Annotated in this window: 24 protein-coding genes; 11 read left to right on the top strand and 13 right to left on the bottom strand. The window is 68.8% G+C overall.

Annotated features, from left to right (window positions below):
• The first annotated feature begins 14 nt into the window (after positions 1-14).
• Positions 15-1925, top strand: a complete 1911-nt coding sequence (locus B7R24_RS10320; RefSeq protein WP_437123528.1) for a DEAD/DEAH box helicase — start codon at positions 15-17, stop codon at positions 1923-1925.
• An 82-nt stretch (positions 1926-2007) separates the two neighbouring features.
• Entirely contained in the window at positions 2008-3264 is a 1257-nt protein-coding gene (locus tag B7R24_RS10325; protein ID WP_116418991.1) for a DUF445 domain-containing protein, read from the top strand.
• Positions 3265-3283: 19 nt separating this feature from the next.
• On the opposite strand, the gene B7R24_RS10330 is transcribed toward B7R24_RS10325, so the two are convergent.
• Complete coding sequence (locus tag B7R24_RS10330; protein ID WP_116418886.1) at positions 3284-4174, bottom strand: PHP domain-containing protein; 891 nt, start codon at positions 4172-4174, stop codon at positions 3284-3286.
• A 54-nt stretch (positions 4175-4228) separates the two neighbouring features.
• Here B7R24_RS10330 and B7R24_RS10335 point away from each other — a divergent pair, with 54 nt between their 5' ends.
• Positions 4229-5227 (top strand): endonuclease/exonuclease/phosphatase family protein, encoded by a 999-nt coding sequence (locus B7R24_RS10335; protein ID WP_116418887.1) that lies wholly within the window; start codon positions 4229-4231, stop codon positions 5225-5227.
• A gap of 4 nt (positions 5228-5231) precedes the next feature.
• Positions 5232-6710 (top strand): aminopeptidase P family protein, encoded by a 1479-nt coding sequence (locus tag B7R24_RS10340; protein WP_116418888.1) that lies wholly within the window; start codon positions 5232-5234, stop codon positions 6708-6710.
• Positions 6711-6825: 115 nt separating this feature from the next.
• Here B7R24_RS10340 and B7R24_RS10345 read toward each other — a convergent pair whose 3' ends face one another.
• Positions 6826-7404: a general stress protein gene (locus B7R24_RS10345; RefSeq protein WP_253259398.1), complete on the bottom strand. Its 579-nt coding sequence runs from the start codon at positions 7402-7404 to the stop codon at positions 6826-6828.
• A 93-nt stretch (positions 7405-7497) separates the two neighbouring features.
• Between B7R24_RS10345 and B7R24_RS10350 the strand changes: the two genes are divergently transcribed.
• The 4 genes from B7R24_RS10350 to B7R24_RS10365 all read left to right on the top strand — a co-directional run bounded on the left by B7R24_RS10350 (position 7498) and on the right by B7R24_RS10365 (position 11709).
• Positions 7498-8874, top strand: coding sequence for a magnesium transporter MgtE N-terminal domain-containing protein (locus tag B7R24_RS10350; RefSeq protein WP_116418890.1), 1377 nt, complete (start codon positions 7498-7500; stop codon positions 8872-8874).
• Positions 8864-9418, top strand: a complete 555-nt coding sequence (locus tag B7R24_RS10355; RefSeq protein ID WP_116418891.1) for a DUF1003 domain-containing protein — start codon at positions 8864-8866, stop codon at positions 9416-9418. Before B7R24_RS10350 ends, B7R24_RS10355 begins: the two co-directional genes overlap by 11 nt.
• Positions 9411-10589, top strand: a complete 1179-nt coding sequence (locus tag B7R24_RS10360; RefSeq protein WP_253259399.1) for a P-loop NTPase — start codon at positions 9411-9413, stop codon at positions 10587-10589. Before B7R24_RS10355 ends, B7R24_RS10360 begins: the two co-directional genes overlap by 8 nt.
• A 142-nt stretch (positions 10590-10731) precedes the next feature.
• Entirely contained in the window at positions 10732-11709 is a 978-nt protein-coding gene (locus tag B7R24_RS10365) for an aldo/keto reductase (protein ID WP_116418892.1), read from the top strand.
• A gap of 114 nt (positions 11710-11823) precedes the next feature.
• Here the strand turns inward: B7R24_RS10365 and B7R24_RS18520 are convergent, their stop codons facing one another.
• Positions 11824-12375 (bottom strand): hypothetical protein, encoded by a 552-nt coding sequence (locus B7R24_RS18520; protein ID WP_437123527.1) that lies wholly within the window; start codon positions 12373-12375, stop codon positions 11824-11826.
• 103 nt (positions 12376-12478) lie between these two features.
• Between B7R24_RS18520 and B7R24_RS10375 the strand changes: the two genes are divergently transcribed.
• A complete protein-coding gene (locus tag B7R24_RS10375; protein WP_116418893.1) occupies positions 12479-13108 on the top strand; it encodes an O-methyltransferase in 630 nt (209 codons plus the stop codon).
• A gap of 145 nt (positions 13109-13253) precedes the next feature.
• Here the strand turns inward: B7R24_RS10375 and B7R24_RS10380 are convergent, their stop codons facing one another.
• The 3 genes from B7R24_RS10380 to dapE form a co-directional block, all read right to left on the bottom strand.
• On the bottom strand, positions 13254-13427 hold the full coding sequence (locus B7R24_RS10380) for a DUF3117 domain-containing protein (RefSeq protein WP_104244821.1): 174 nt from the start codon (positions 13425-13427) through the stop codon (positions 13254-13256).
• A 95-nt stretch (positions 13428-13522) separates the two neighbouring features.
• Entirely contained in the window at positions 13523-14806 is a 1284-nt protein-coding gene (locus B7R24_RS10385; protein WP_253259400.1) for a hypothetical protein, read from the bottom strand.
• A gap of 29 nt (positions 14807-14835) precedes the next feature.
• Positions 14836-15933: a succinyl-diaminopimelate desuccinylase gene (gene dapE, locus B7R24_RS10390; protein WP_116418894.1), complete on the bottom strand. Its 1098-nt coding sequence runs from the start codon at positions 15931-15933 to the stop codon at positions 14836-14838.
• 74 nt (positions 15934-16007) lie between these two features.
• Here dapE and dapD point away from each other — a divergent pair, with 74 nt between their 5' ends.
• Entirely contained in the window at positions 16008-16985 is a 978-nt protein-coding gene (dapD, locus tag B7R24_RS10395; RefSeq protein WP_116418895.1) for a 2,3,4,5-tetrahydropyridine-2,6-dicarboxylate N-succinyltransferase, read from the top strand.
• Positions 16986-17162: 177 nt separating this feature from the next.
• Here dapD and B7R24_RS10400 read toward each other — a convergent pair whose 3' ends face one another.
• Genes B7R24_RS10400 through B7R24_RS10415 form a run of 4 tightly spaced genes read right to left on the bottom strand, consistent with a single transcriptional unit; the run spans position 17163 to position 20466 of the window.
• A complete protein-coding gene (locus tag B7R24_RS10400; protein ID WP_172582791.1) occupies positions 17163-18470 on the bottom strand; it encodes a citrate synthase in 1308 nt (435 codons plus the stop codon).
• A gap of 32 nt (positions 18471-18502) precedes the next feature.
• Positions 18503-19627 carry a succinyldiaminopimelate transaminase gene (dapC, locus tag B7R24_RS10405; protein WP_116418896.1) on the bottom strand — a complete coding sequence of 375 codons (1125 nt, stop codon included), beginning with the start codon at positions 19625-19627 and terminating at the stop codon, positions 18503-18505.
• 3 nt (positions 19628-19630) lie between these two features.
• Complete coding sequence (fdxA, locus tag B7R24_RS10410; protein ID WP_116418897.1) at positions 19631-19957, bottom strand: ferredoxin; 327 nt, start codon at positions 19955-19957, stop codon at positions 19631-19633.
• A gap of 35 nt (positions 19958-19992) precedes the next feature.
• A complete protein-coding gene (locus tag B7R24_RS10415; RefSeq protein WP_116418898.1) occupies positions 19993-20466 on the bottom strand; it encodes a hypothetical protein in 474 nt (157 codons plus the stop codon).
• A gap of 114 nt (positions 20467-20580) precedes the next feature.
• Here B7R24_RS10415 and B7R24_RS10420 point away from each other — a divergent pair, with 114 nt between their 5' ends.
• Positions 20581-21471: an EfeM/EfeO family lipoprotein gene (locus B7R24_RS10420; RefSeq protein WP_116418899.1), complete on the top strand. Its 891-nt coding sequence runs from the start codon at positions 20581-20583 to the stop codon at positions 21469-21471.
• 696 nt (positions 21472-22167) lie between these two features.
• Here B7R24_RS10420 and B7R24_RS10430 read toward each other — a convergent pair.
• The 3 genes from B7R24_RS10430 to efeO all read right to left on the bottom strand — a co-directional run bounded on the left by B7R24_RS10430 (position 22168) and on the right by efeO (position 25514).
• Positions 22168-22749: a hypothetical protein gene (locus B7R24_RS10430; protein ID WP_147304015.1), complete on the bottom strand. Its 582-nt coding sequence runs from the start codon at positions 22747-22749 to the stop codon at positions 22168-22170.
• A gap of 149 nt (positions 22750-22898) precedes the next feature.
• Positions 22899-24290, bottom strand: a complete 1392-nt coding sequence (efeB, locus tag B7R24_RS10435) for an iron uptake transporter deferrochelatase/peroxidase subunit (RefSeq protein WP_253259401.1) — start codon at positions 24288-24290, stop codon at positions 22899-22901.
• Entirely contained in the window at positions 24291-25514 is a 1224-nt protein-coding gene (gene efeO, locus B7R24_RS10440) for an iron uptake system protein EfeO (protein WP_116418902.1), read from the bottom strand.
• Positions 25515-25530 lie beyond the last annotated feature (16 nt).

Raw genomic sequence — 25530 nt, forward strand, 5'->3', positions numbered from 1 at the left:
TCGCCGACCTCAAGATCGAGCCCGACCTCGTTCAGGCGCTGGCCTCGAAGGGCATCCTGCACCCGTTCCCGATCCAGACACAGACGATCCCCCTCGGCCTCGAGGGCCAGGACATCATCGGCCAGGCCAAGACGGGCACCGGCAAGACCTTCGGATTCGGCCTCCCCCTGCTGCAGCGCCTCGGCGCGAACCCCGAGCCCGGCGTGCAGGCGCTCGTCGTGGTGCCGACGCGCGAGCTCGCCGTGCAGGTCACCGAAGACCTCCAGCTCGCGGCCTCCAACCGCCCCACCACCGTCATCGCGATCTACGGCGGCAAGTCGTACGAGGGCCAGATCGAGCAGCTGAAGGCCGGCGCGCAGGTCGTCGTCGGAACCCCCGGCCGCCTTCTCGACCTCGCCGGCCAGCGCCTGCTCTCGCTGGCGAACGTCAAGGTGATGGTGCTCGACGAGGCCGACAAGATGCTCGACCTCGGCTTTCTCGCCGACGTCGAGAAGCTCTTCTCCCAGACCCCGGCCGGCCGCCACACCATGCTCTTCTCGGCCACCATGCCCGGCCCGGTCGTCGCGCTGGCACGTCGCTTCATGTCGCGGCCCATCCACATCCGCGCGACCGATCCCGATGAGGGCCTGACGCAGGCGAACATCAAGCACGTCGTCTACCGCGCGCACAACCTCGACAAAGACGAGGTCATCGCGCGCATCCTGCAGGCCGAGGGCCGCGGCAAGACCGTCATCTTCACTCGCACCAAGCGCGCGGCCGCACGCCTCGTCGAAGAGCTCGGCGACCGCGGGTTCAACGCCGCCGCCGTGCACGGCGACCTCAACCAGGAGCAGCGCGAGCGTGCCATGGCCGCGTTCAAGGCCGGCAAGCGCGACGTGCTGATCGCCACGGATGTCGCGGCTCGCGGCATCGACGTGAACGACGTCACGCATGTGATCAACCACACCATCCCCGAAGACGAGAAGACCTACCTGCACCGCGCCGGTCGCACCGGCCGCGCCGGCAAGACCGGAATCGCGGTGACCTTCGTCGACTGGGACGACCTCCACAAGTGGGCGCTCATCAACCGCGCTCTCGACATGGGCCAGCCCGAACCGGTCGAGACCTACTCCTCGTCGCCGCACCTCTACACCGACCTCGACATCCCCGCGGGCGTGAAGGGTCGCCTGAAGCCGACCCCCGCTGCGAAGGGCCCGGAGGGCGCCGCAAGCCGCCCGCCGCGCGAAGGCGGATCGGGATCGCGCGGCCCGCGTGAGGGTGGCCGCGAGGGCGGTCGCGACGGCGGTCGCGGGGGCAGCAGCCGCGGCGACAGCAGCCGCGGCGACAGCGGGCGTGGCGACAGCCGGGGTGCGGGCAACGGCCGCACCGGCGAGAGCCGCGGCACCGCAACCGCCGAGGCGGGAAACTTGGACAGCAGCCGCAGCACCGGCGGCACCGCCGGCGCCGGCACCACCGAGGCAGCCCGCGACAACCGTGGCAGCCAGGGTACCGGCCGCGGCACGCGTGACAGTTCGCGCGTCTATGCCGACAGCGACACCACCACTGCGTTCGAGGGCGCCCAGCGGCCCCCTCGCCTCCCCCGGGAGACAGCCGAGCCGCGCGACGGCGATGACCGCCCCCAGCGCGCGCGCAACCGCAGCCGCAACCGCTCCGGCGCATCCGGTGCCGCAGCCGGGAACGGGCAGGCCGGCACCCAGCAGGGCGGCAACCAGCAGGGCGGCTCCGCGTCGAGCTCCGAGGCCGTGGCCAGCGCGATGCACGGTGAGACCACGGCGGTGAGCTTCTCGGGTTCGGGCGAAGCGCAGGCCGCCGGCCGCAGTGAGGGCGCAGCATCCGGATCGCACGCCGGCCACGAGCACCACGACGGCAACAGCGCGCCGCGTCGCCGCAGCCGCTCACGGGGCCGTGCGCCCCGCGCCGAGTAGAACGACCGGCAGTCCACCCGTGTCGACCGGGCGTTCCGGTACCCGTCGGGCGACCCGGGCGCGCCGGGCGACCCTTGTCTCGATGACACCCGCCGACGCGGCAAAACTGCAGGCGCTCTCGCGCATGAAGCTTCTGGCGACCGGCCTGTTGATCGTCATGGCGCTGATCTTCGCGGTGTCGTTCGCGCTGCAGGGCCGCTTTCCGTGGCTCGAGTACGTGCGCGCGGCGAGTGAGGGCGGAATGGTCGGCGCCCTGGCGGACTGGTTCGCGGTCACGGCGCTGTTCCGGCATCCGCTCGGCCTGAAGATCCCGCACACCGCGATCATTCCGACGCGCAAGAACGAAATCGGGGCGACCCTCGGCGACTTCGTCGAAGAGAACTTCCTCTCGGCAGAGGTCGTTCGCGACAAGCTCGCCTCGGTCGGCATCTCCCGCGTCGTCGGCGGCTGGCTGGCGAAGCCCGCGAATGCCGGTCGTCTGACGGCCGAGGTCTCGGCCGGACTCACCGGGGCGATGGCCTTCCTCGACGACGACGACATCCGGGCCGTCATCGAGAGCCTCGCCCGCACCCACCTCGTGGGCCGGGACTGGTCGCCCCAGCTCGGCGTCCTCGCCGCGAAGGTCCTCGACTCGGGCCAGCACCACCACGCAGTCGACCTGCTCGTCGACAAGACCGAGGAGTGGCTGGTCGCGAATCCCGACTCGTTCAGCGACGCGGTCTCGAAGCGCCTGCCCACCTGGGTACCGTCGTTCGTCGACCGGGTCGTGGATGACCGGGCCTACCGCGAAGCGCTCAAGTTCGTTCAGGCGGTACAGGCCGATCCCGATCACCGCGTGCGCGTCGCCCTCGATGACTACCTGCGCCAGCTCGCCGAGGATCTGCAGCACAATCCGGTCATGCGCCTGCGCGTGGAGGGCGTCAAGGAGCAGCTGCTCGACGACCCGCGCATCCGCGACCTCGCGGCAACAGCCTGGCAGTCGATCAAGGATGCCCTGCTGGCCTCGCTCGCCGACCCCGCGAGCGCCCTGCGCGTGACCCTCGAGTCGACGGTCACCGACATCGGGGTACGGCTCGGCAGCGACGACGTTCTCGCCCAGAAGGTCGACACCTGGGTGGAGGGAGCGGCGACGCACCTGCTCTCGAGCTACCGACACGATATCGCCGCAGTGATCGCAGAGACAGTCGAGCGCTGGGACGGCGACGAGACCAGCCAGAAGATCGAACTGCAGGTGGGCAAAGACCTACAGTTCATCCGCATCAACGGCACGGTGGTCGGCTCACTCGCCGGGCTGGCGATCTTCACCGTGGCGCAGGGCCTCGTCTCCCTCGCCGGCTGAGGGCAGGCTCAGCCGCAGTTCACAGCGAGCGTGTGACGGCCCCGTAGACCGGGGCCCAGCCGCTCGCCCGGTCGATCAGTCGCTCGAGTACGGCGGGGCTCGTGGTGTTCTCACCGAGCCGGTTGGGCTTGCCCTCTCCGTGGTAGTCGCTCGACCCGGTGATGGCCAAGCCGAACTTCGCCGCGAGTTCGTGCAGCCGCTCCTTGCCCTCGACGGTGTTCTGGCGGTGCTCGATCTCGAGTCCGAACAGGCCCGCGTCGACCAGCTCGGCGAGCCGTCGCTCCGGCATGACCCGCTCGCGGCTCCCGGTTCCCGGGTGGGCCAGTACCGGCACTCCCCCGGCCGCGACCACCAGCTCCACGCCCCTCAGCGGAGTGGGCGCGTAGTGCGGCTGGAAGTAACCCGCGCGCCAGTGCAGGATGCCCTGGAACGCGTCGCTGCGGGTGGGCGTGAACCCCTTCGCCACGAGGGCGTCGGCGATGTGCGGCCGACCCACGGTCGCGCCGGGCCGGGTCTGGGCGACCACGTCGGCCCAGGTCAGGTCGTAGTCGACCCCGATGCGCTCGACGATCTGGCGCGCGCGCGTGAGCCGGGCATCCCGGATCGTCTCGGTTTCAGCGAGCAGCGCGGCGTTGGTGGGGTCGAAGAGGTACGACAGCAGGTGCACGCTCACGTGGTCCAGGCGCGTACTGAGTTCCATGCCGGGAATGAGCGTCAGCTCGTAGTCGCGCGCCGCCTCCGACGCGGTCGGCCAGCCCGCGGTCGAGTCGTGGTCGGTGATCGCCAGCGTTCCGAGGCCCGCCTCGCTTGCCGAACGCACGACGTTGTAGGGCGTCTCCGTCCCGTCGGAGGCGCTCGAGTGCGTGTGCAGATCGATGGATCCGCGAAAGAGAGGAGCGGCTTCGGACATACCTCCATCGTAGGCTTGCCCGGGCGCCCCCTTGCCCTGCCCTAGAGTGGGCGGATGCTCGTGCGCATCATCACCGCCATGATCTCCCTCGCCGTGCTCGCCGCCCTCGCGGTTCTGGCGTGGCCGCAGGCCCTCGGGCTCGAGCACACGCTCGGGGTGGCCCAGCTCGTCGCCTTCCGCCCGGCGCTGGCGGTGGCGGCCGTCGTTGTCGCCGTGCTGCTGCTGTTCGGGATGCTGGTCGCCCGCCGTACCCGGGCGTTCTTGGGTTTTCTCGCCGTGGTGCTGCTGCTGTTCGCCGGCGGCAACGTCGCCATTCTCGCCTCACGCGGCTGGACCCCGGGTGCCGGTCACGCCGGAACCACGGCTCCCGCACAAGCCGATGCCGTCACCGTGCTGTCGTGGAACACCCTCGGCGGCCAGGCCGACGCCCAGACCATCGCCGACCTGGCGCTGCGGCTCGGAGCCGACGTGGTGACGCTGCCCGAGACGACGGAGGCCACGGCCACGGCGGTGGCGGCGCTGCTGTCGGCGGGCGGAACACCGTTCTGGTCCCACACCGTCAGCCACGGCGATTTCCCCGGCCAGTCGACGTCTATCCTCGTCTCCTCCGCCCTGGGCGAGTACGCGGTGAACGACTCCTTCGGCGACACCGGCAACCTGCCGAGCATCGTGGCCTCACCGGTGAACGGAACCGGTCCCACTCTCGCCGCCGTGCATCCGGTCGCCCCCGTGCCCGACGATCTCAACGACTGGGCGAGCGATCTGGACTGGGTCGCACGGCTCTGCGCCACCCCGAACACGATCGTGGCCGGTGACTTCAATGCCACGCTCGATCACCTCACCGATCTCGCCGACTGCCACGACGCCGCCCTCAGCGAAAACACGGCAGCGATCGGCACCTGGCCGACCTGGCTGCCCGCTCTCATCGGCACCCCGATCGATCATGTTCTCGCAACCAGCGGCTGGCATGTGGTCTCGACGGAGGTCATCCAGAGCGAGAACGAGGCCGGCAGCGACCACCGGCCCATCACCGCGACTCTTGAGCGACAATAGAGCCATGGCTGACCAGACCGACACCGCCCCCCGCGCCACCTCGAACCGCTCGACCACGCCGAACTCCGACACGTTCAAGCAATACATCGGCAGCGGCTGGGCCGAGCGCACCGACATCCTTCCTCCCGAGCGGGAGGAGGCCGCCTACGCAGCGGCCCGTCGCGAGCGCCTCTCCAAACGGTACCCGGGCAAGCGCCTGCTCGTGCCTGCCGGCCCCGCCAAGCAGCGCTCGAACGACACCGACTACCCGTATCGTGCCCACAGCGCCTTCACGTACCTCACGGGGTGGGGAAGCGACTCCGAGCCGGGCTCCGTACTCGTCTTCGACCCACAGGCGGGCGGCGGTCACACCGTCACGCTCTACTTCCGCGAGCGGGCGGGCCGCGACTCCGACGAGTTCTACGCGAACCCCGAGATCGGCGAGTTCTGGATCGGGCCGCGCCCCTCGCTTTCACAGGTCGCCGCAGACCTCGGCCTGCCGACGGAGCACATCGCCTCGTTCAGTGTCGCCGGCGAGCTCGACATCGACGACACCCTGCTGGTGCCCGAATCCGACGAGGGAATCTTCGACGCGCTCCTGGCGCTCGAAGCGTCGCACACGGGCGAGGCCCGGCCGATCGACGACGCGCCCCCGCTCGAGCAGACGTTGGCTGAGATGCGGCTCGTGAAAGACGACTACGAGATCGGCCAGATGCGACTCGCCGTGGCGGCCACCGCCCGCGGGTTCGACGACATCGTGGCCGACCTGCCGCGCATTACCGAGCACGAGCGCGGCGAGCGGATGGTCGAGGGCATCTTCAACGGGCGCGCTCGCCTCGACGGCAACGCCGTGGGGTACGACACGATCGCTGCATCGGGGCCGCACGCCTGCATCCTGCACTGGACGCGCAACGACGGCCCGGTCGTCCCGGGCGACCTCATGCTCGTCGACGCCGGGGTCGAGCTCGACTCCTACTACACCGCCGACATCACGCGCACGCTGCCGGTGAACGGCCGGTTCAACGTCGAACAGCGGATGATCTACGAAGCGGTTCGCGAGGCGGCCGACGCTGCCCTCGCCATCGTGCGGCCGGGCATCCGGTTCCGCGAGATCCACCAGACGGCGATGGGCGTGATCGCCCGGAAGACCGCGGAGTGGGGCCTTTTGCCGGTGACGGCCGAGCAGGCTGTGGAACCCGAGAACCAGCAGCACCGCCGCTACATGGTGCACGGCACGAGCCACCACCTGGGGCTCGACGTGCACGACTGCGCCAAGGCCCGGCGCGAGATGTACCTCGACGGGGTGCTCGAGGCGGGCATGGTGTTCACGATCGAACCCGGGCTGTACTTCCAGCCCGACGACCTGACGGTGCCGGAGTCGTTCCGTGGCATCGGCGTGCGCATCGAGGACGACATCCTCGTCACCGAGACGGGCGCCGAGAACCTGTCGGCCGGCATCCCGCGCACGGCCGACGAGGTCGAGCGCTGGCTCGCCCGAGGTTGAGACACCTGCGGACGATTGAGACCCGCGGCCGGGTCGCAATTGTCCGTAAGTGTCTCACTTAGCGACACGCGCGGGAGCGGGCAAGTGACCGGGCGCGCGCGCGGACGCGCGGGCGTCAGGGGGTCGGCTGCTCGGGCGCCAGGGGCGGGTCGGAGGGGTGTGCGGGCTCGGCCGGGGGCGTGTAGCCGGGGGCGGCGCCCCAGGTGGCGCCGGGGGCGACCAGGTTGCGGGCACGGTTCGCGACCTCGGGGTCGGCCACCACGTCGTAGCGGGAGGCGATCACCTGCATCGTCGAGGTGTAGTCCCGCTGGCGACGGGTGAGCGTGTACGAGACGATGCGGAAGAGCATCCCGAAACCAGCACCGATCAGCACGGCGGCACCGAGGAACAGCAGCGACGAGGCGGCCGGCTGGAAGATGATGAGCAGCAGCCCGAGGAAGAGGCCGAGCCACGCCCCGCTGACGGCGCCCGCGGCGGCCGCCTTGCCGTAGCTCAGCTTGCCGGTGACGTTCTCGACGCTCTTCAGCTCGCTGCCGACGATCGAGAGCTGTCGCACGGGAAAATCGGCCCGCGCGAGCAGGTCGACGGCCTGCTGCGCCTCGTCGTAGGTCTCGTACGTCGCGATCGACTCGCCCCGCGGAATGCGCGGAGTCAGAGGAGTGGCACGGCCTGGTCTCTGCAGAGGGTTGGTCACGGCATCCATTCTCCCACGGCCGCCCGTCACGATGCTGGGGGAACGCCCCCGGACGAGGCGCCCGGCCTCCGACAGACGGTCTAAGTTAGGACTGTGAGTGCGACCAGAGTCTTCGTCGCCCGATTGGCCGGGTGCACCGTCTTCGACCCCGCCGGCGACCGCCTCGGCCGGGTGCGCGACGTTCTGGTGGTCTACCGCAACGGGCAGTCCCCGCGGCTGGTCGGCCTGATCGTCGAGATTCCCGGCAAACGCCGCGTCTTCGTGAGCATCGGCCGCGTCACGAGCATCGGCAGCGGCCAGATCATCACGACCGGCCTGATGAACGTGCGCCGATTCGAGCAGCGCGGGGGCGAGGTGCGGGTGATTGCCGAGATCCTCGGCCGTCGGGTGCGCTTCAGCGACGGCTCGGGTCTCGGAACGATCGAAGACGTCGCGATCGAGCAGTCGGGCCCCGGTGAGTGGAGCGTGTCGCAGCTGTTCCTGCGCCGCCCGAAGACCACCGCGAGTCCGTTCGGCAAGGGCCCCACCGTCTTCGCGGCGTGGAGCGAGGTCGTCGAGGTCGGGCAGACCACCGAGTCGCAGTCGGCCGAGCAGCTCATCGCCACCTACGCCGACATGAAGCCGGCAGACCTGGCCACCACCCTGATGGACCTTCCCCAGCTGCGCATGCTCGAGGTCGCCGGCGAGCTGCCGGACGCCCGCCTCGCCGACGTTCTCGAAGAGATGCCCGAGAGCGAGCAGGTCGAGATCCTGAACCGGCTCGACGACACGCGCGCAGCCGACGTTCTCGACCAGATGCAGCCGGATGACGCGGCTGACCTCATCGCACAACTCTCCGAGGCCCGGGGTGAAGAGCTGCTGAAGCTCATGCAGCCCGAGGAGGCCGACGACGTGCGCATGCTGCTCGCCTACGCCCCCGACACCGCGGGCGGGCTGATGACCACCGAGCCCATCATCGTGTCGGCCGACGCGACCGTCGCCGAGGGGCTGGCGCTCATCCGACGGCACGAGCTGGCGCCCGCGCTGGGGGCCGCGATCTGCGTCACACTGCCGCCCTACGAGCCGCCCACCGGGCGCTTCCTCGGCATGGTGCACTTCCAGCGGATGCTGCGCTACCCGCCGCACGAGCGGCTCGGTTCGCTCGTCGACGACGGTCTCGACGCGGTCACCGCGGAGACCAGTGCGGCCGAGGTCTCGCGCATCCTCGCGAGTTACAACCTCGTCTCCGTCCCGGTGATCGATGAGAACCACCGACTGGTCGGGGTGGTGACAATTGACGATGTTCTCGACTACCTGCTTCCCGACGACTGGCGAAGTCACGAGGGCGACGACCGCAACAGCGCTCGCACCACGCCCTCCCTGCAGTCCCGACCCGCAGCGGGCCCCGGCCTGGTCAGGGCCCCTTCGGCCGGCTACGGCCAGCTGAAGCCAGAATCCACCCGTGAGAGGAGAACCGGCAATGGCTCGTAACTCCCCCACCCGTTCCACCGTGCGGCTGGATGCCCCGAAAGGCCTCCGAAGCGGCGTGCTCCCCACCCGCAACCGACCGGGCCGCACAAGCCGCGACCGCTTCGGCCGGGGCACCGAGGCCATCGCCCGGGGCATGGGCACGCCCTGGTTCCTCGTCATCCTCTCCGTCTTCGTTCTGCTCTGGATCGGGTTCAACACCTACGGACCGCCGGACTACCGTTTCGACTCCGCGGCCATCGGCTTCACGGCCCTCACGCTCATCCTGAGCCTCCAGGCGTCGTACGCGGCACCCCTCATCCTGCTCGCGCAGAACCGGCAGGACGACCGCGACCGGGTGCAGATCGAGCAGGACAGACAGCGCGCCGAGCGCAACCTCGCCGACACCGAGTACCTCGCCCGCGAGGTCGTTGCGCTGCGCCTCGCGATGCAGGACCTGGCGAGCAAGGATTTCATCCGCGCCGAACTGCGGGCGCTGCTCGAGGAGCTCTCGGCAGCCGACGAGCCGGTCGAGGGGTCGGGAGCGAGACTCGCCGATCGTGCCTGAGCAGGGCGCGGGTACGGGCTCGGCCGGGCCTGACGCCTCCGGGCTCGCGGCGGCCGTACGCACGGCGCTCGGCCGCGTGCTCGATCCCGAGATCAGGAAGCCCCTCACCGAACTCGACATGGTGGGCGAGGTGTCGGTCGACTCCTTCGGCGCCGCCGCGGTCGACGTGCGCCTGACGATCGTCGGATGCCCGGCGTCGGCCACAATCGAACGAGACGTCAGAGCGGCCACCCTCGGTGTGCCGGGAGTGTCGAGTGCCGACATCCGGCTCAGCGTGATGACCCGCGAGCAGCGGAACGCTCTCACCGAGCGGCTGAGAGGCCCCGGCGGAGCGCGGGTCATGCCGTTCGGGCCCGACTCGCTCACCCGGGTGATCGCGGTCACCTCCGGCAAGGGCGGGGTGGGGAAGTCGACGCTGACGGCCAATCTCGGGGTGGCACTGGCGGCCGACGGGCTCAGGGTGGGGATCGTCGACGCCGACGTGTACGGGTTCTCCATTCCGGGCATCCTGGGCCTGACCGTCGACGGCGTCGCCGTCAAACCGACCCGGGTCGACGACATGATCCTGCCGCCGGTCGGTTTCGGGGTGAAGGTCATCTCGATCGGCATGTTCGTCGACGACAACGCGGCCGTTGCCTGGCGCGGGCCGATGCTGCACCGCACGATCCAGCAGTTCCTGACCGACGTGTACTTCGGCGACCTCGACGTGCTGCTGCTTGACCTGCCGCCCGGAACCGGCGACGTCGCCATCTCGGTCGGGCAGCTGCTGCCGCACGCCGAAGTGCTCGTCGTGACGACCCCGCAGCCGGCGGCAGCGGACGTCGCCGAACGTTCGGGCGTCGTCGCCCGCCAGACGGGGCAGACGATCGTGGGGGTCATCGAGAACATGGCGGGCCTGGTCGCGCCCGACGGCTCGCTGCTGGAGGTGTTCGGCACGGGCGGCGGCGAGGAGGTCGCGCGTCGCCTCTCAGCGGTCCAGGATGCCCGGGTGCCCCTGCTGGCGTCGATTCCGTTGAGCGTCGCCCTCCGCGCCGGCGGCGACGTGGGTGCGCCGATCGTGCTGACCGACCCCGACGATCCCGCCGCCGCCGCCATCCTCCGCGTCGCGGCCGCCCTCGCGGCCCGGGGCCGCGGCCTGGCCGGCCGCCGCCTCGGCGTCACCCCGACCTGACGCCCCGCGCCGACGCCGGCCTGCGTTGTGCGTTTGGCGCAAAAGCACCCAAACCTGCGGTTTGAGGTGCTTTTGCGCACAACGCGGGACGGGCGGGCCGAGCGGGGGCCGGGGGCTCCGGGGACAGACGTAGGCTTGAGGCATGAAGAACATCACGCTGGGCACGAACGGCCCCGAGGTCTCCCGCCTCGGTCTCGGCTGCATGGGAATGAGCGCTTTCTACACCGGGCACGGCACCGATGAGCAGGGGGCGATCGCGACCATCCACCGCGCCATCGAGCTCGGCATCACGTTCTTCGACACGGCCGAGATCTACGGGCCGTTCACGAACGAGGAGCTGGTGGGCAAGGCGCTCGCCGGCCGCCGCGACGAGGTCGTCATCGCCACGAAGTTCGGTTTCATCCAGCACCTCGGCGACGGCAGCCGGGGTCTCGACGGCAGGCCCGAGAACGCCCGGCTCGCGCTCGAGGGGTCACTGAAACGCCTCGGCACCGACTACATCGACATCTTCTACCAGCACCGCATGGACCCGAAGGTACCCATCGAAGACACCGTCGGCGCACTCGCGGAGTTCGTCGAGCAGGGCAAGATCCGCCACATCGGGCTCAGTGAGGCCGCCCCCGAGACGATCCGCCGGGCTCACGCTGTGCATCCGATCGCCGCACTGCAGTCGGAGTACTCTCTGTGGACGCGTGACCCCGAGGCAGAGATCCTGCCGACGGTGCGCGAGCTCGGGATCGGATTCGTGCCGTACTCCCCGCTCGGCCGTGGTTTTCTGACCGGTACGATCCGTTCGCTCGACCAACTCGACGAGGCCGACTTCCGGCGCACCAACCCGCGGTTCGAGGGCGAGAACCTCGAGGCGAACATCCGCATCGTCGAGCAGGTGGATGCGGTGGCCGCCGAACTCGGGGCGAAGCCCGGTCAGGTCGCACTGGCGTGGCTGCTCGCGCAGGGCGACGACATTGCGCCGATTCCCGGCACGAAGCGGGTGAGCTACCTCGAGGAGAACGCCGCTGCCGATGCCCTCGTGCTGAGCGAGGCCCAGCGTGCAGCCCTCGACGCGGTGGCCGCACCCGTCGGCGACCGCTACGCCGACATGTCGCCGCTGAACAAGTAGAGCGCTCCGGCGCCTCCGGGGCGAAGCGTGCGGCTCGGTCGCCCCGGAGCCGTCGTGCGGCTAGGTTGCCCCGTAGTCACCCCGCGGCTAGGTCGCCCGCGAGTCATCGTGCGGCTAGGTCGCCTCGGAGTCATACGGCGAGGCCAGCGCGGGCGCCTCTGCGGCCTCGCGGTCGAGGGTCTTGCGACCGGAGAGGTAGTCGGGGGTGGCCGCGGTGCTGACCGGGGAGTTCTCGGTGGGCGCGTTCTTCTCGAGCGAGACGGCCTGGTCGGTGGCGGCCGCGTCGGCCATCGCCGATGCGGGGCCGGGAGCCCCGACGCCGCTCGCCGAAGCCGCGCCAGCCGCAGCAGTACCTGCCGCAGCCCCTGCCGCCATGGGCGACGACGGCTTCACCGGGGCGGCCGCCTCGACGGGGTCTTCGAGCAGGGCATCACGGATGATGCGGCGCGGGTCGTACTGCCGGGGGTCGAGCTTCTTCCACTCGACCTCGTCGAACTCCGGGCCCATCTCCTCCTTCATGCGCGTCTTCGCGCCGTTGGTGAAGTCGCGCAGCTGGCGCACGAACTTGGCCAGCACTGAGGCGTAGTGGGGCAGGCGTTCGGGGCCGATCACGAAAGCCGCAACGACGCCCAGAATGATCAGTTTTTCGAAGGTCAACCCGAACATGTGTCCACCCTACGCGACGAAACGGGCTGCAAACCCAATTGCCGCCGAGCTTGCCAGCCAGCCCCCGGCACGGCCCCTAAGCTGAGGGCGGAGGTCGATACCTGTGTCGAAAGAGACCAACTGGAAGTACGCCGAAGACATCGTCACGGAGCCGGCGGTCATTGCCGACGCCCGCGCCCACGCGGCCGAGCTCGGGGTCGAATCGGTGAGCCCCGGGATCGGTGCGCAGCTCGCCGTGCTGGCCGGCGCGGCATCGGCGCAGTCGATCGTCGAGATCGGCACCGGCCTCGGCGTCTCCGGGCTCTGGATGTTCGCCGGAGCCCCGAAGGCCACGCTCACCTCGATCGACACCGAGGTCGACAGGCAGCAGTCCGCCCGCGCCGCCTTCACCGCCTCGGGTGTCGCGGCCAACCGCATCCGGCTCATCACCGGCCGCGCAAAAGATGTCCTGCCGCGCATGAACGAGGGCTCGTACGATCTCGTGCTCGTCGACGCCGATCCCGAGTCCGTCATCGAGTACGTAGAACACGGCCTCCGCCTGGTGCGGGTGGGCGGTACCGTCGCCGTGCCGCACGCCCTCTGGCGCGACCGTGTCGCCGACCCGGTGCAGCGTGACGACACCGTCGCCGACTTTCGTTCCCTGCTCAGCGAACTCTCGCAGTCGAACGCCGTCATCGCGGCACTTTCACCGGTCGGTGACGGTCTGCTCCAGATCTCGAAAGTGCTCGGCTGAGCATCCTGAACCGGCGGGAGCCGCACCCGGCACAGCTGCCCCTTGCGCAGCCGCACCCAATACAGACACCCCCGACACAGAAGAGAGCCCTCGCCACGCTTCCCGGAGGAACTGTGGCGGGGGCCCTTTTCGGCTGATGAATCGCCTAGGCGGGAGCTACGACCCCTGCAAGCGCGTCGTGCAGTTCCCGTGCTTCAGCGTCGTTGACGGAGACAACAAGTCTGCCTCCTCCTTCAAGCGGCACTCGCACAATGATGAGGCGTCCTTCTTTGACAGCCTCCATCGGGCCGTCTCCGGTCCTGGGTTTCATGGCGGCCATGCGGCATCCCCTTCCGTGGTGTCGTATCTCTATTATCGTTCATCGGCGCGGGGCTTTCGAACCTCGACGGTCGTACCGCCATGCCCCTGCGCCTCTTACGGCGGAGTCCAGTCAGACCCGTCGACTCCCCAGCAGATCAGCAACCAGCCCCATTGCGCGGCCAGGAAGACAATGACGATCGCCACGCGGTAGACGCGCGACTTCGGCAGCGCGACGACCCCGAGCAGCGGGAACAGCGGCATCAGCAACCGGAAGATGCTCGACTGCGGGAAGAACACCGCGAGCAGGTAGATCGCGTAGGCGATGACCCAGAACCGCAGGTCGAGAGGGATGCGCCGCACCCCGCGCGTCGCCATCACCAGCGCGAAGATCACCACCAGCAGCACCACCAGAACGGCGCCGATGCCCACCCCGACGGGCACCCCCAGCCACCAGTCCAGCCACCAGTTGCCCCCCTGGAGCCAGGAGGTGAAAGGCACGAGGTGGCTGTAGCCGATGTAGGTCGCCCGCCAGGCCAACTCGGTCTCGGTGTAGGCGGTGAAGTACCCCGTCGCGGCCCAGGCAATGACCGTCCAGAGCAGTCCGCTGAGCACACTGAAGGCGGCGACGCCGGTCGCGAGCACCCGCTCCCGCACCGGGAACGGATCGCGCGCCCGCACCCACCAGCGGTGCGCGATGTGCAACCCGAGCGCCAGCGCGAACGCGAGCCCGCTCGGCCGGGTGAACGACATGACCAGCACCACGGGGAAGAGCCACGCGTACTTTCGCCTGACCAGCAGATACAGCGCCACGGTCAGCAGGAACAGATACATCGATTCGGCGTACGCGACCTGGAACATCGGCGACACGGGAGCTATGCAGAACAGCAGCACAGCGAACATCGAGGTGCCGTGCGGCAGTGTGAGCCGCATCAGCCGGTAGAACATGACGGCCGCGCCGGCGCCGAAGAGCAGCGACACGATGACCGACAGGTACTCCCACGGCACACCGGTCACGGTTGTCAGGGCGCGTACGAGGAATGGATACCCCGGCAGGAACGCCCACGAGTTTTGTTCGACGTGCCCTGAGGTCGAGAGCGGCAACTGCGACGGATAGCCCCAGTAGGCGACGATCTTGTACCAGGTACCGTCCCAGATCGACGCGTAGTCGAAGTACGACGGTTTCGCGCCCGTCCACGGGTTCTGGCCCTGCACGCTGGCGAGCACGAGCAGCATCACGGTGGTGACGACGCGGGCACCGGCATAGACCAGCAGAACGTCGACCACCGCCGAGGCCCAGAGGCGCTGCCACCACGCGCCCGAGGTGCGGCTCCGGATGCCCGGGGCAGCGCCCCCGGGCGGAACCGGTTCGGCGTGCCGGTCGTCTACGGCCTGCGTCATGCCAGCCTGCACGGGTCGGAGATCACGGCTCAGCTCTTCGACAGCCAGACCCGGAGGGCCTCTTCGCAGGAGGTGATCTGTGACAGCAGCACCCGCTCATCGTCGGCGTGCGCCTTCATCGGGTCGCCGGGGCCGAAGTTCACCGACGGAATGCCGAGTGCCGAGAAGCGGGCCACATCGGTCCAGCCGTACTTGGGCTTCGCCTCCCCGCCGACCGCAGCCAGGAACTCCTTCGCCAGCGGAGCGTCGAGCCCGGGCCGTGCGCCCTCGGCGAGGTCGACCACCGTGACCTCGTAGTCGCCGAAGAGTTCGTTCATGTGGGCGATGGCCTCGTCGCCCGACCGGCTCGGCGCGAAGCGGTAGTTGATGTGCACCATCGCCTCATCGGGGATGATGTTGCCTGCGATTCCGCCGCTGATACCCACGGCGTTCAGACCCTCGCGGTAGACCAGACCGTCGACCTCCACCTCGCGGGCCTCGTAGGCGGCGAGCGTGTTCAGCACAGGGGCCAGCTTGTGCACAGCGTTCGAACCCACCCAGCCGCGTGCCGAGTGGGAGCGTTTGCCGAAGGCACGCACCTCGATGCGGAGGTTGCCGTTGCAGCCGCCCTCGATCTGGCTGTTCGACGGTTCGCCGAGAATCGAGAAGTCACCGACGAACAGGTCGGGACGGTTCGCTGCCAGCCTGCCGAGGCCGTTCAGCGCCGCCGAGACCTCTTCGTGGTCGTACCACATCCACGTCACATCGACGCGGGGGTCGGTGAGCTCGGCCGCGAGCTTCAGCTGCACCGCGACGCCGGCCTTCATGTCGACCGTTCCGCGGCCCCAGAGGTAGTCGAGGCCGTCGATCGTCTCGTACCGCGTCGGCACGTTACCGTTCTCGGGCACCACATCGATGTGGCCGGCGATCACGACCCGCTGTTCGCGCCCGAAGTTCGTGCGGGCCACGACCGTGTCACCGTCCCGGATGATCTCGAGGTGCTCCGCTCCGGCCAGGCTGGCGACGATCGCGTCGGCGAGCGGCCCCTCATCGCCCGACACCGAGTGGATGTCGCAGAGCTGCCGGGTGAGATCGATCGAGCTGGCCGCGAGGTCGAGCGGGATGATCGGGGCGAGAGTCTCCGGCATGCAGCCCAGTTTAGGCGAGCCCGCCGACATCCGCTGCGGCCGCCCGCCACGCCCCCCGCCGGTACCCTTGGGGAATGACGATCGACCTCTCCGTGCCCGTATCCGCCTGGGGCCACGGCCTCGCCACCGTCGCCGGCGACGGCACCGTTCTCGATACGTGGTACCCGGCACCCCGGCTCGGCGAACGCGACCCTGAACGGGGTGGTGCCGACGCAGCATCCGTTCTCGACGACCTCATTGCACAGGCTGTTCCGGATGATCGGCGGAACGTGCGCGTCGAAGTGGTCACGACCGAGATCACCCTGGCCGACCCGCCCGCCTCGACGCCAGACGCCTACCTTCGGCTACACCTCCTCTCGCACCTGCTCGTGCGGCCGAACACCATCAACCTCGACGGCATCTTCGGGCACCTCCCCATCACGGTGTGGACCAACGCGGGCCCGGTACTCCCCGCCGACTTCGACCGTCTTCGCCCGTCCCTGCAGCGGCACGGCATCGCGGCGCACGGCATCGACAAGTTCCCGCGTCTGCTCGACTACGTCAGCCCCGACCGGGTGCGCATCGCCGACGCGTCCCGGGTGCGGCTCGGCGCCCACCTCTCGCCCGGTACGACGGTGATGCACGAGGGGTTCGTCAACTTCAACGCCGGAACGCTCGGCACCTCCATGGTGGAGGGTCGCATCTCGCAGGGGGTCGTGGTCGGTGACGGGTCGGATGTCGGCGGCGGGGCATCCATCATGGGCACCCTCTCCGGCGGCGGCACCGAGCGCGTATCGATCGGCGAGCGCGCCCTGCTCGGGGCGAACTCGGGCATCGGCATCTCGATCGGCGACGACTCCGTGGTGGAGGCGGGGCTCTACGTCACCGCGGGCACCAAGGTGTACCTCGTGGGCGCCCCGCGCCGGAACGACGGCAGCACACCGAGCGTGAAGGCCATCGAACTCTCGGGCCGCCCGAACCTGCTCTTCCGTCGCAACTCCCTGACGGGCGCCGTAGAGGCCCTGAGCCGCACCGGCGCCGGCGTGACCCTCAACGAGACCCTGCACGCCTGACCCCGCCCCGCCCCACCTCCCCCGCTCCGCTCCCCCGCTCCGCTCCGATCGGCTCGGCCCAGTGAGACAGCTACGGACACGTAAGAGGCGCACGCCTGTCTCACCTGTCCGGAGCTGTCTCAATTACGAGGAGGAGCCGGCGCGCGGCGGCGCGGCGGGCGCGGGGCGCGGCGCGGGTCAGCGGTCGGTGGGCCACTCGCGCTCGGGGCTGCCCAGGTAGAGCTGCTGCGGGCGGCCGATCTTGGTGGCGGGGTCGATCTGCATCTCGCGCCAGTGCGCGATCCAGCCGGGAAGCCGCCCGATCGCGAAGAGCACCGTGAACATGCGCGTCGGAAAGCCCATCGCCTTGTAGATGACGCCGGTGTAGAAGTCGACATTGGGGTACAGGCGCCTCGAGATGAAGTAGTCGTCCGCCAGCGCGATCGCCTCGAGCTCCTTGGCGATGTCGAGGAGGTCATCCTGAACACCGAGGGCCGCGAGAACCTCGTCGGCGGCCTCCTTCACGAGCTTCGCGCGCGGGTCGTAGTTCTTGTACACGCGGTGACCGAAGCCCATGAGACGGATGCCCGCCTCCTTGTTCTTCACCCGCTCGACGAACTTCTCCACACCCTCACCAGAGTCGCGGATCTGCGCCAGCATCGTCAGCACGGCCTCGTTCGCCCCGCCGTGAAGCGGGCCGTAGAGCGCGTTGATACCGGCCGAGATCGAGGCAAACATGTTCGCCTCGGTCGAACCGACGAGCCGCACCGTCGACGTCGACGCGTTCTGCTCGTGGTCTTCATGCAGGATGAGCAGTCGCTCCAGCGCCTTCGACAGCACCGGGTTGATCTTGTACGGTTCTGCCATCGTGCCGAAGTTCAGCCGCAGGAAGTTGTCGATGAAGCTCAGCGAGTTGTCGGGGTACAGAAACGCCTGCCCGAGGCTCTTCTTGTGCGCGTACGCCGCCATCACCGGCAGCTTCGCCAGCAGGCGGATCGTCGAGATCTCGACGTGCTCGGGGTTACGCGGGTCGAGCGAGTCCTGGTAGTAGGTCGACAGCGCCGAGATGCCGGCCGAGAGCACCGACATCGGGTGCGCGTTGTGCGGCAGGGCGTCGAAGAAGCGCTTCAGGTCTTCGTGCAGCAGAGTGTGGTGACGGATCTCATCGTCGAACTTCGACAGCTGCTCAGCCGTCGGCAGCTCGCCATAGATCAGCAGCCAGGCCGTCTCCAGATAGGTCGAGTTCTCGGCGATCTGGTCGATGGGGTAGCCGCGATAGCGCAGGATGCCCTTGTCGCCGTCGATGTACGTGATTGTCGAGCGTGTCGCCGAGGTGTTGACGAACCCGTAGTCGAGCGTCGTCAGGCCGGTCTGCTTCGTGAACGTCGAGATGTCGACCGACGACGCCCCGTCGACGCTCGTCAGGATGGGGAACTCCGCCGTGCCCCCCGGAAAGGTCAGTGTGGCCTTCTGCTCGATGTCTGCAGCGTGATCGGTGTCGCCCACGGCGCCTCCTCGAGATTCGTGTTGCACAGCACTCAGCCTAAAGCACGGTCGGCACCCAGCCGTTCGGCCGCGGCCCGGATGCGCTCGTCGGTCGCCGTGAGCGAGAACCGCACGTGCTCGGGAAAGTGGTCGCCGTAGAACGGGCCCGGGCCCGGGCCCGCCAGAATACCCAGCTCGGCCAGTTCGGCGATGCTCTGCCAGGCATCCTGGCGCCGGGTCGCCCAGAGGTAGAGCCCGGCCTCGCTGCGATCGATGTGGAAGCCAGCGGTCTCGAGGGCAGGCTTCAGGATGTCGCGGCGAGCCCGGTAGAGCTCCTTCTGCCGATCGACGTGCGCGCTGTCGCCGAGCGCCGCGATCATCGCCGTCTGCACGGGTGCGGGCGGCATCATGCCGGCATGCTTGCGCACGGTCAGCAACCGCTCGACGATCGTCTCGTCACCGGCGACGAAGGCCGCACGGTAGCCGGCGAGGTTCGACTGCTTGCTCAGCGAGTACACCGCGAGGATGCCCGTCAGGTCACCACCGGTCACGCGGGGATCGAGGATGCTCGGTACCGGTTCGCTCGCCCACCGGCCGTCCCAGCCGAGGTCGGCGTAACACTCGTCGTTCGCGATCACGGCGCCCAACTCCCGGGCCCGCACGACCGCACGGGAGAGCTGCACGCTGTCGAGCACCGCGCCATCCGGGTTGCCGGGGGAGTTCAGCCAGACCAGCTTCGTCTCGGCGGGCCACTCGTCGGGGTCGTCGGCAGCGAGCGAGCGAGCGCCCGCGATCGTCGCGCCGATCTCGTAGGTCGGATAGGCGGCCCGTGGATGCACGACCACGTCACCCTCGCCGAGCCCCAGCATGAACGGCAGCCAGGCCACGAGCTCCTTCGAGCCGATCGTCGGCAGTACCCGCGCCGATGTCAGCCCGGTCACGCCGCGACGACGCTCGAACCAGGACACGATCGCGTTCTGCAGCTCTGGGCTGCCGGCCGTCGCCGGGTAGGAATGGGCATCCGTCGCCGCCGCGAGCGCGTCACGCACCACCTGCGGGGTGGGATCGACCGGGGAGCCGATCGAGAGGTCGACGATGCCTCCCGGATGCGCCCCCGCCACCCGGGCGAACGGCTTCATCGCGTCCCACGGGTAGTCGGGCAGAGAGCCGAGCGCCACCGGTTACTGGTGCGTCTCTTGCGGGGGAAGCACCGAGATGACGGGGTGGTCCTTCGGAATCACGCCGATCTTGGCGGCGCCGCCCGGCGATCCGATGTCGGTGAAGAACTCGACGTTCGCCTTGTAGTAGTCGGCCCACTCTTCGGGGAGGTCGTCTTCGTAGTAGATCGCCTCGACGGGGCAGACGGGCTCGCACGCACCGCAGTCGACACACTCGTCGGGGTGGATGTAGAGCGAGCGTTCACCCTCGTAGATGCAGTCGACCGGGCATTCGTCGATGCAGGCGCGATCCTTGACGTCGACACACGGCAGAGCGATGACATAGGTCACTGTGGTGAGATCCTTCCGAACAGACAGGTTCCATTCTAAACGCGGCGGCGGCCGAGCTTCGGCCACGCGATCACCACGAGGGCGATGACGGTCGGAGCGAACGTCCACACGTATCCGGCGGTGTTCGCCGGAACGAGCACCGATCCCCCGGGACTCGGCAGCGTGAGAACGGCCACGATGCCGACCAGTCCGAGGGCCGCGAGGAAGGCGATCAGCCTCGACGGCAACACGAGCCGGAGGCCCACGAGCAGCAGGGTGACAGCCGCGATCGCGAGCACGAGCCCGATCGGTGCGTCGAACAGGCCGAAGAAACTGATGCTCGCCTGGTTCACGACGGTGCCGAGCATGCCGAAGACCACGCCGAGCAGCAGGCCGACGGCCCAGCTGGCGGCTCGCACGACGCCCGACTCGCCGACGGGCTCCACGGGATGCGGTACCGCGGCCTGAGCGGCCTGCCCGTCGCCCGGGGCGGCGGTCGGCCCTGAGACGGGAGCAGGGAACTGCGACATCACGATTGCCTTTCGGTTGGTGCCCCCAATGTACCGAGCCAAGCTGGGCGCTGTTAGCGTTGAGGTGACAACGGCGTCGCCCCAGCCCTGTCACACCATCCACGGAGACCGTTCGTGCCCCAGCATCCAGCCCCACCGCGGGCCCGTCTCGCCCTGATCGGCGCGGGCGCGGCGCTGCTTCTCCTGCTGAGCGGCTGCGCAACGAACTCCCCCGGCGAGGCGGCCGCGGCGGCTGCGGCGAAACCGCTGAGCCAGGCCGCTTTCATCACGCGCCAGCTCTCTGTGTCGAGCACCGACTTCGGGGAGTACCTCGGGCAGCAGGCGCAGAAGCTCAGCGCGGGCACCACGGAGTTCACCGCAGCCTACGAGTCGGGCGACGACGATCTTGCCCGTGCGCTGTACGCACCCACCCGCTCGTTCTACAACCGGATGCTCGGCGCAGCCGGCTCGTTCCCCGAACTCGATGCGTCGCTCGACGGACCGTCGGCCGGCTGGCACACCATCGAGCAGGCTCTCTATGCCCCCGCTCCGGCAACGGCTCCCTCGGGGCGGATGTCGTCACCCGAGCAGCGGTCGGGCCCGGCCCGGCAGCTCGACGCCGACACGGCAGCCCTCGTCGCCGCTGTCGAGAGCATCCGCCCCACCGTCGCCGAACAGGCAGACGGGGTGGCCACCCTGCTCTCCGGTCGCGCGACCGCTGCGGCAGCCGGCACGGAGCAACCGCTCTCGCACACCGACCTCTCCGATCTGCAGGGCTACGTCGACGGGTCGCGCGAGGCGTTCTCGGGCCTCCGCCCCATTCTCGTGACGCAGAACGCGGCACTCGCGACGACCCTCGACCACCGCTTCGAGGCCGTCGAAAACGAGCTGAACGCTCTCCGCACGGGAGTTACCTTCCCCGGCTACGACACCCTCACCGATACCCAGCGCACCTCGCTGAGGAGCGCCGTCGCCGACCTCACCGACTCGTTCGGCATCGTGCCCGACACGATGGACCAGCCCTAGACGAAAGAAATCTCGCCCTGAAAGGCGAGTGCGCGCACCGGCCTGGACGGCTGCCCGCCCTGAAGCTGCCCAGAAGTCGCTCGCCGGGTCGCGGGGTCACCCGCCTGCTTCCCCGCCGGTCTGACTGTGTTCAGTTCGACGTGATGAATAACTCCGCGTGGAGGTCTTCGAACCAGAGATTCGACGGCTGTGTCGCGATGGTAATGGCAGCGCCACGCCCAGACCATAGTTCGCACCGAATATCGCCGACCACGAGCACGGCGGGACTCCCAGGACTCGCGATCTCACCTTCGATCGCAGTCTCGATAAGCCCGCGCGCCACTGTGAGCGGCACTGAAGACACTGAATGGAGAAAGTCCATCGCGTGAACGGCAACACGGGAATCGAACCCGAAGGATCTTTCGCGCGAGCGAGCCCCCATAGAGTCAGACCAGCTGCGAACGCTAACCTCCACGACGCGCCCCCCGTGGTGCACACCATAGATTGCGTCCACCATGTGCTGCCTGATCGGGAACCCGGGAGCGCTCCCTCCCCGCCAGCTGTAACCCCGAAATTCAACTTCGTCATTCAATCGAAGGTGACCAACCGGACTCTCGAGCTTTCGAGCCGCCTCAGGCTCGTTCTGTGTTGTGAGCATCGCACCGGTCTCGCCCCCAGCGCCAGGTGGACCGCCAGAGAACATCGTGTGTGCTCCGGTCAGGTGCCGGCCGTTGGGGAGTTCGAATAGCAGAACGCCCCGTTGGTCAGCACCGCAAACGATCCCGGTCGCACATTGCCGTGTGTTCCGAAGCTGCTACCGACGTTGATCGTCCAGCCGTCATCCCACACCGGCGGGGTCGGGCCTCCATCAAGACCGACCGAGTAGCCGCCGCGGCTGCTGAACATGTCTACGGCCCAGCTATGCCAGAGCGTGGGCAGATAGACTTTGAAGCCCGTATTGAAGTAGACACTCGTCGAACCGGCCCTCGTCATGGTCAGCCAGGACGACCCACACGAGTACGTGAGCGTGCCGGTGTTCTGATGACCTTCTTGAGCAGCTGCAACAACCAGGGCCTTTGCCGAATCGCTGACAGGAATCGATTCTTGGATACCTTCTGCGTTCGTGATGATGGTGAATCCATTCTCGGCGGCAACGTCTGCGTCGAAGCCATGAATGGTCATCGTCGTTGAATCGGAATCAGTCCAGCTCGGTACTGATGCTTGAGCGCCAAGTGGCTGAGCCATCAGCGCGACGATCACTCCCACGACTACCGTCATCCCGGCAATGTTTTTCCTCATCAGAGACTTCCTCTCGCAGTGCAGCACAGGTGCTTAATCGAGTGAAGCTCATTAATGAGAAGGCGGTCAAGCGCCGTCGCGCTACTTCTCTTCTCACTGCCCCAACTGCCGGTCAGCCAAGCGCGGTGCGAAGAAGAACGACGCCGGTCTCAGGCGAACAGGGCCTTGCCGAAGTAGTCGCCCGCGGCGCTGAGGCCAGGGGGAACCGCGTACACACCTGAGCCGACGTGGCGGATGTACTCGTTCAGGCGATCCATCGAGCCGAGCTTCTGCTGAAGGGTGATGAACTGCTGCGGGTCGCGCTGGTACGAGATGAACATGAGTCCCGCATCCAATCGGCCCACGCTGTCGATACCGTCGGTGAAGTTGTAGCCCCGCCGGAGGATCTTGGTGCCGTTGTTGTTCTCGTGCGCCGCCAGCGCCACGTGGGCGTTCGCCGGAATGACCGGCTTGCCGTCGGCACCGGTCGCCTGGAAGTCGGGGGTGTCGAACTCCTTCGTGCCCGTCAGCGGGGCACCTTCGAGCTTCGTACGGCCGAAGACGGCGTGCTGGTCGGCGATGTAGTCGGTGTCCCAGGTCTCGATCAGCATGTGGATCTTGCGGGCCACGAGGTAGCTGCCACCGGTCATCCACGGCTGGTCGCTGCCGTCACCCACCCACACCTGCTGGGCGAAATCGTCATCGGTCTCGATGTTGCGGGTGCCGTCTTTGAACCCCATCAGGTTGCGCGGCGTCGCCCGGTCGCCGCTTCGGGATGCCCGGCCGAAACCCTGCACCGTCCACCGTGTGGTCGCGGTGGTGCGGGCCATTCGCGCAAGATTGCGGATGGCGTGGTAGGCGACCAGGGGATCGCTCGCGCAGGCCTGCACGCAGATGTCGCCGCCGGTGAACTCGGGCGTCAGGGCGTCGCTGGCGAACGCAGGCAGGTCGTTCAGTGCGGCGGGCCTGTACTTCTTCCAGCCGAACCGGTCGTCGAACATCGACGGGGCGAACCCGACGGTGACGGTCAGCTGGTTCGCGCCCATGCCCGCGGCCTCGCCGGTGTCGCCCGGCACCGCGAGCTCCCGCTCGGGTTCGACCGCACCGACCGCGAGCCCCGCGGTGTATTGGGCGATCGCCGCAGACCATTTGGCGAGCATGACCTGCAGCTCGCTGGCCGACGTGGTGGTGACGTCGAAGACCATGAACACGAGATGATCCTGCGGCGGGGTGCGGATGCCCGCCTGGTGCTCCCCATAGAACGGGTACGTCTCGTCGGCTTGGGCTGTGAGTTCGACCTGACCGGCCGAGGCGGCCTGGCCCGCGATTCCCGTGGCGGTGACGCCGATGGCCGCGCCGGCGGCGGCGCTCGATGCCGCGGCGGCGAAGAAGGCGCGGCGGCTGAGACCCGCGTGCGGGTCTCTCGGCCCAGCGCTGAGACCCGCGTGCGGGTCTCTCGGCCCAGCGCTGAGACCCGCGTGCTGGTCTCTCGGCTCAGCGCTGGGACCGGGCGCTACGGGGTCGCCCTGCCGGTCATCCCGTTCGATCCTGTTGCGTCTCACCTACGCCGTCGCCACCTTCTCGCTGAGCTGCGCGAGCGGTGACTGCAGAGCCTGGATCGACTGGGTCAGCTTCGGCGCATCGGAGGTGCGGAGCGCCTCGGTGTAGAGCGCGTAGCCGCCGGGAGAGGCCGCGTCTTTGTAGGTCGCGAGCATGGCGTCGACCGACGTGAACTGTGCGCTGATCGAAGCGGTCAGATCGGGGTCGATCGTGGTGAGGGCCGGCTTGAGGTACTCGAAGGCCTGCTCCGAGCCCTCGACATTCGCGACGAAGTCGACGAGGTCGATGTGACTGTACGCCTCCTCTTCGCCGGTGATCTTCGACGACTGCACCTCTTCGAGCAAGCTCGAGGCGCCGTTGGCGAGCTCCTCGGGCTTGTAGGTGAGACCGGTGGTGAGGGTCTGCAGCTGGGCGATGTCGGCCACGAGCTTCGTGCTCAGCGCCTTCGTCGCGTCGGTGATCGCGCCGGTCTCGAAGAGGTCCTTCTCGATCGGGTGGAAGCCCGTCCACTCCGCACCGGGCTCGACATCGGCGACGCGGGCGTCGATCTCGGGGTCGAGGTCGGCGAAGCTCTCGGCGACCGGCTCGATGCGCTCGTAGAACGGGCGGGCGGTGGCGTAGGCGGTCTGCGCGGCGGCCACGTCGCCCGACTGCACGGCGGCGTCGAGCACTCCCACGGCCTCGACGAGGTTCGCAGCCTGTCCCTCGACATAGGTTCCGTAGCCGGAGGTGCCTTCGGTGAGCTGGCCCTGCACGTCACTGGCTTCGGCCGTGGCCTCACCCGTCACCGTGAAGTCGGTGTTCTCGGTCGTCGCCCCCGGGCAGTTCAGCTGGTAGGTGCCGCCCGTGAGCGTCACCGAGAACGACGCGGACTTGAGCCCCGCGACGATGTTCTCACGCTCACCCAGGATGCGCTTGTCGCTCATCAGCTCGACCTCACTGAGCCCGGCGGCGTCGGTGTTGGTGATCTCGAAGGTGACCGGGCCCGCAGGGGCGCTGGCGTAGTCCATCGCGCAGTCGTTGCCCGACAGGGTGACCTTCACCTGCGCGGCGCCGTTCGTCACGGGAGCCGCACCGTCGGCCGACGCGGTGCTGCCGGCGGTCGCGGTGGTCGAGCTCGAGCAGCCGGCGAGCAGGAGGCTGCCGGCGGCGAGGCCGGCGAGCAGCGCATACGTGGCGCGGGTGGCCGGGCGCTTTCGGGCCGAGCGGGTGCGTGACGGTGTCATGGAAGAGGCTCCTCGG

The sequence above is a fragment of the Subtercola boreus genome (genome assembly GCF_003399645.1).
Taxonomy (GTDB): domain Bacteria; phylum Actinomycetota; class Actinomycetes; order Actinomycetales; family Microbacteriaceae; genus Subtercola; species Subtercola boreus_A.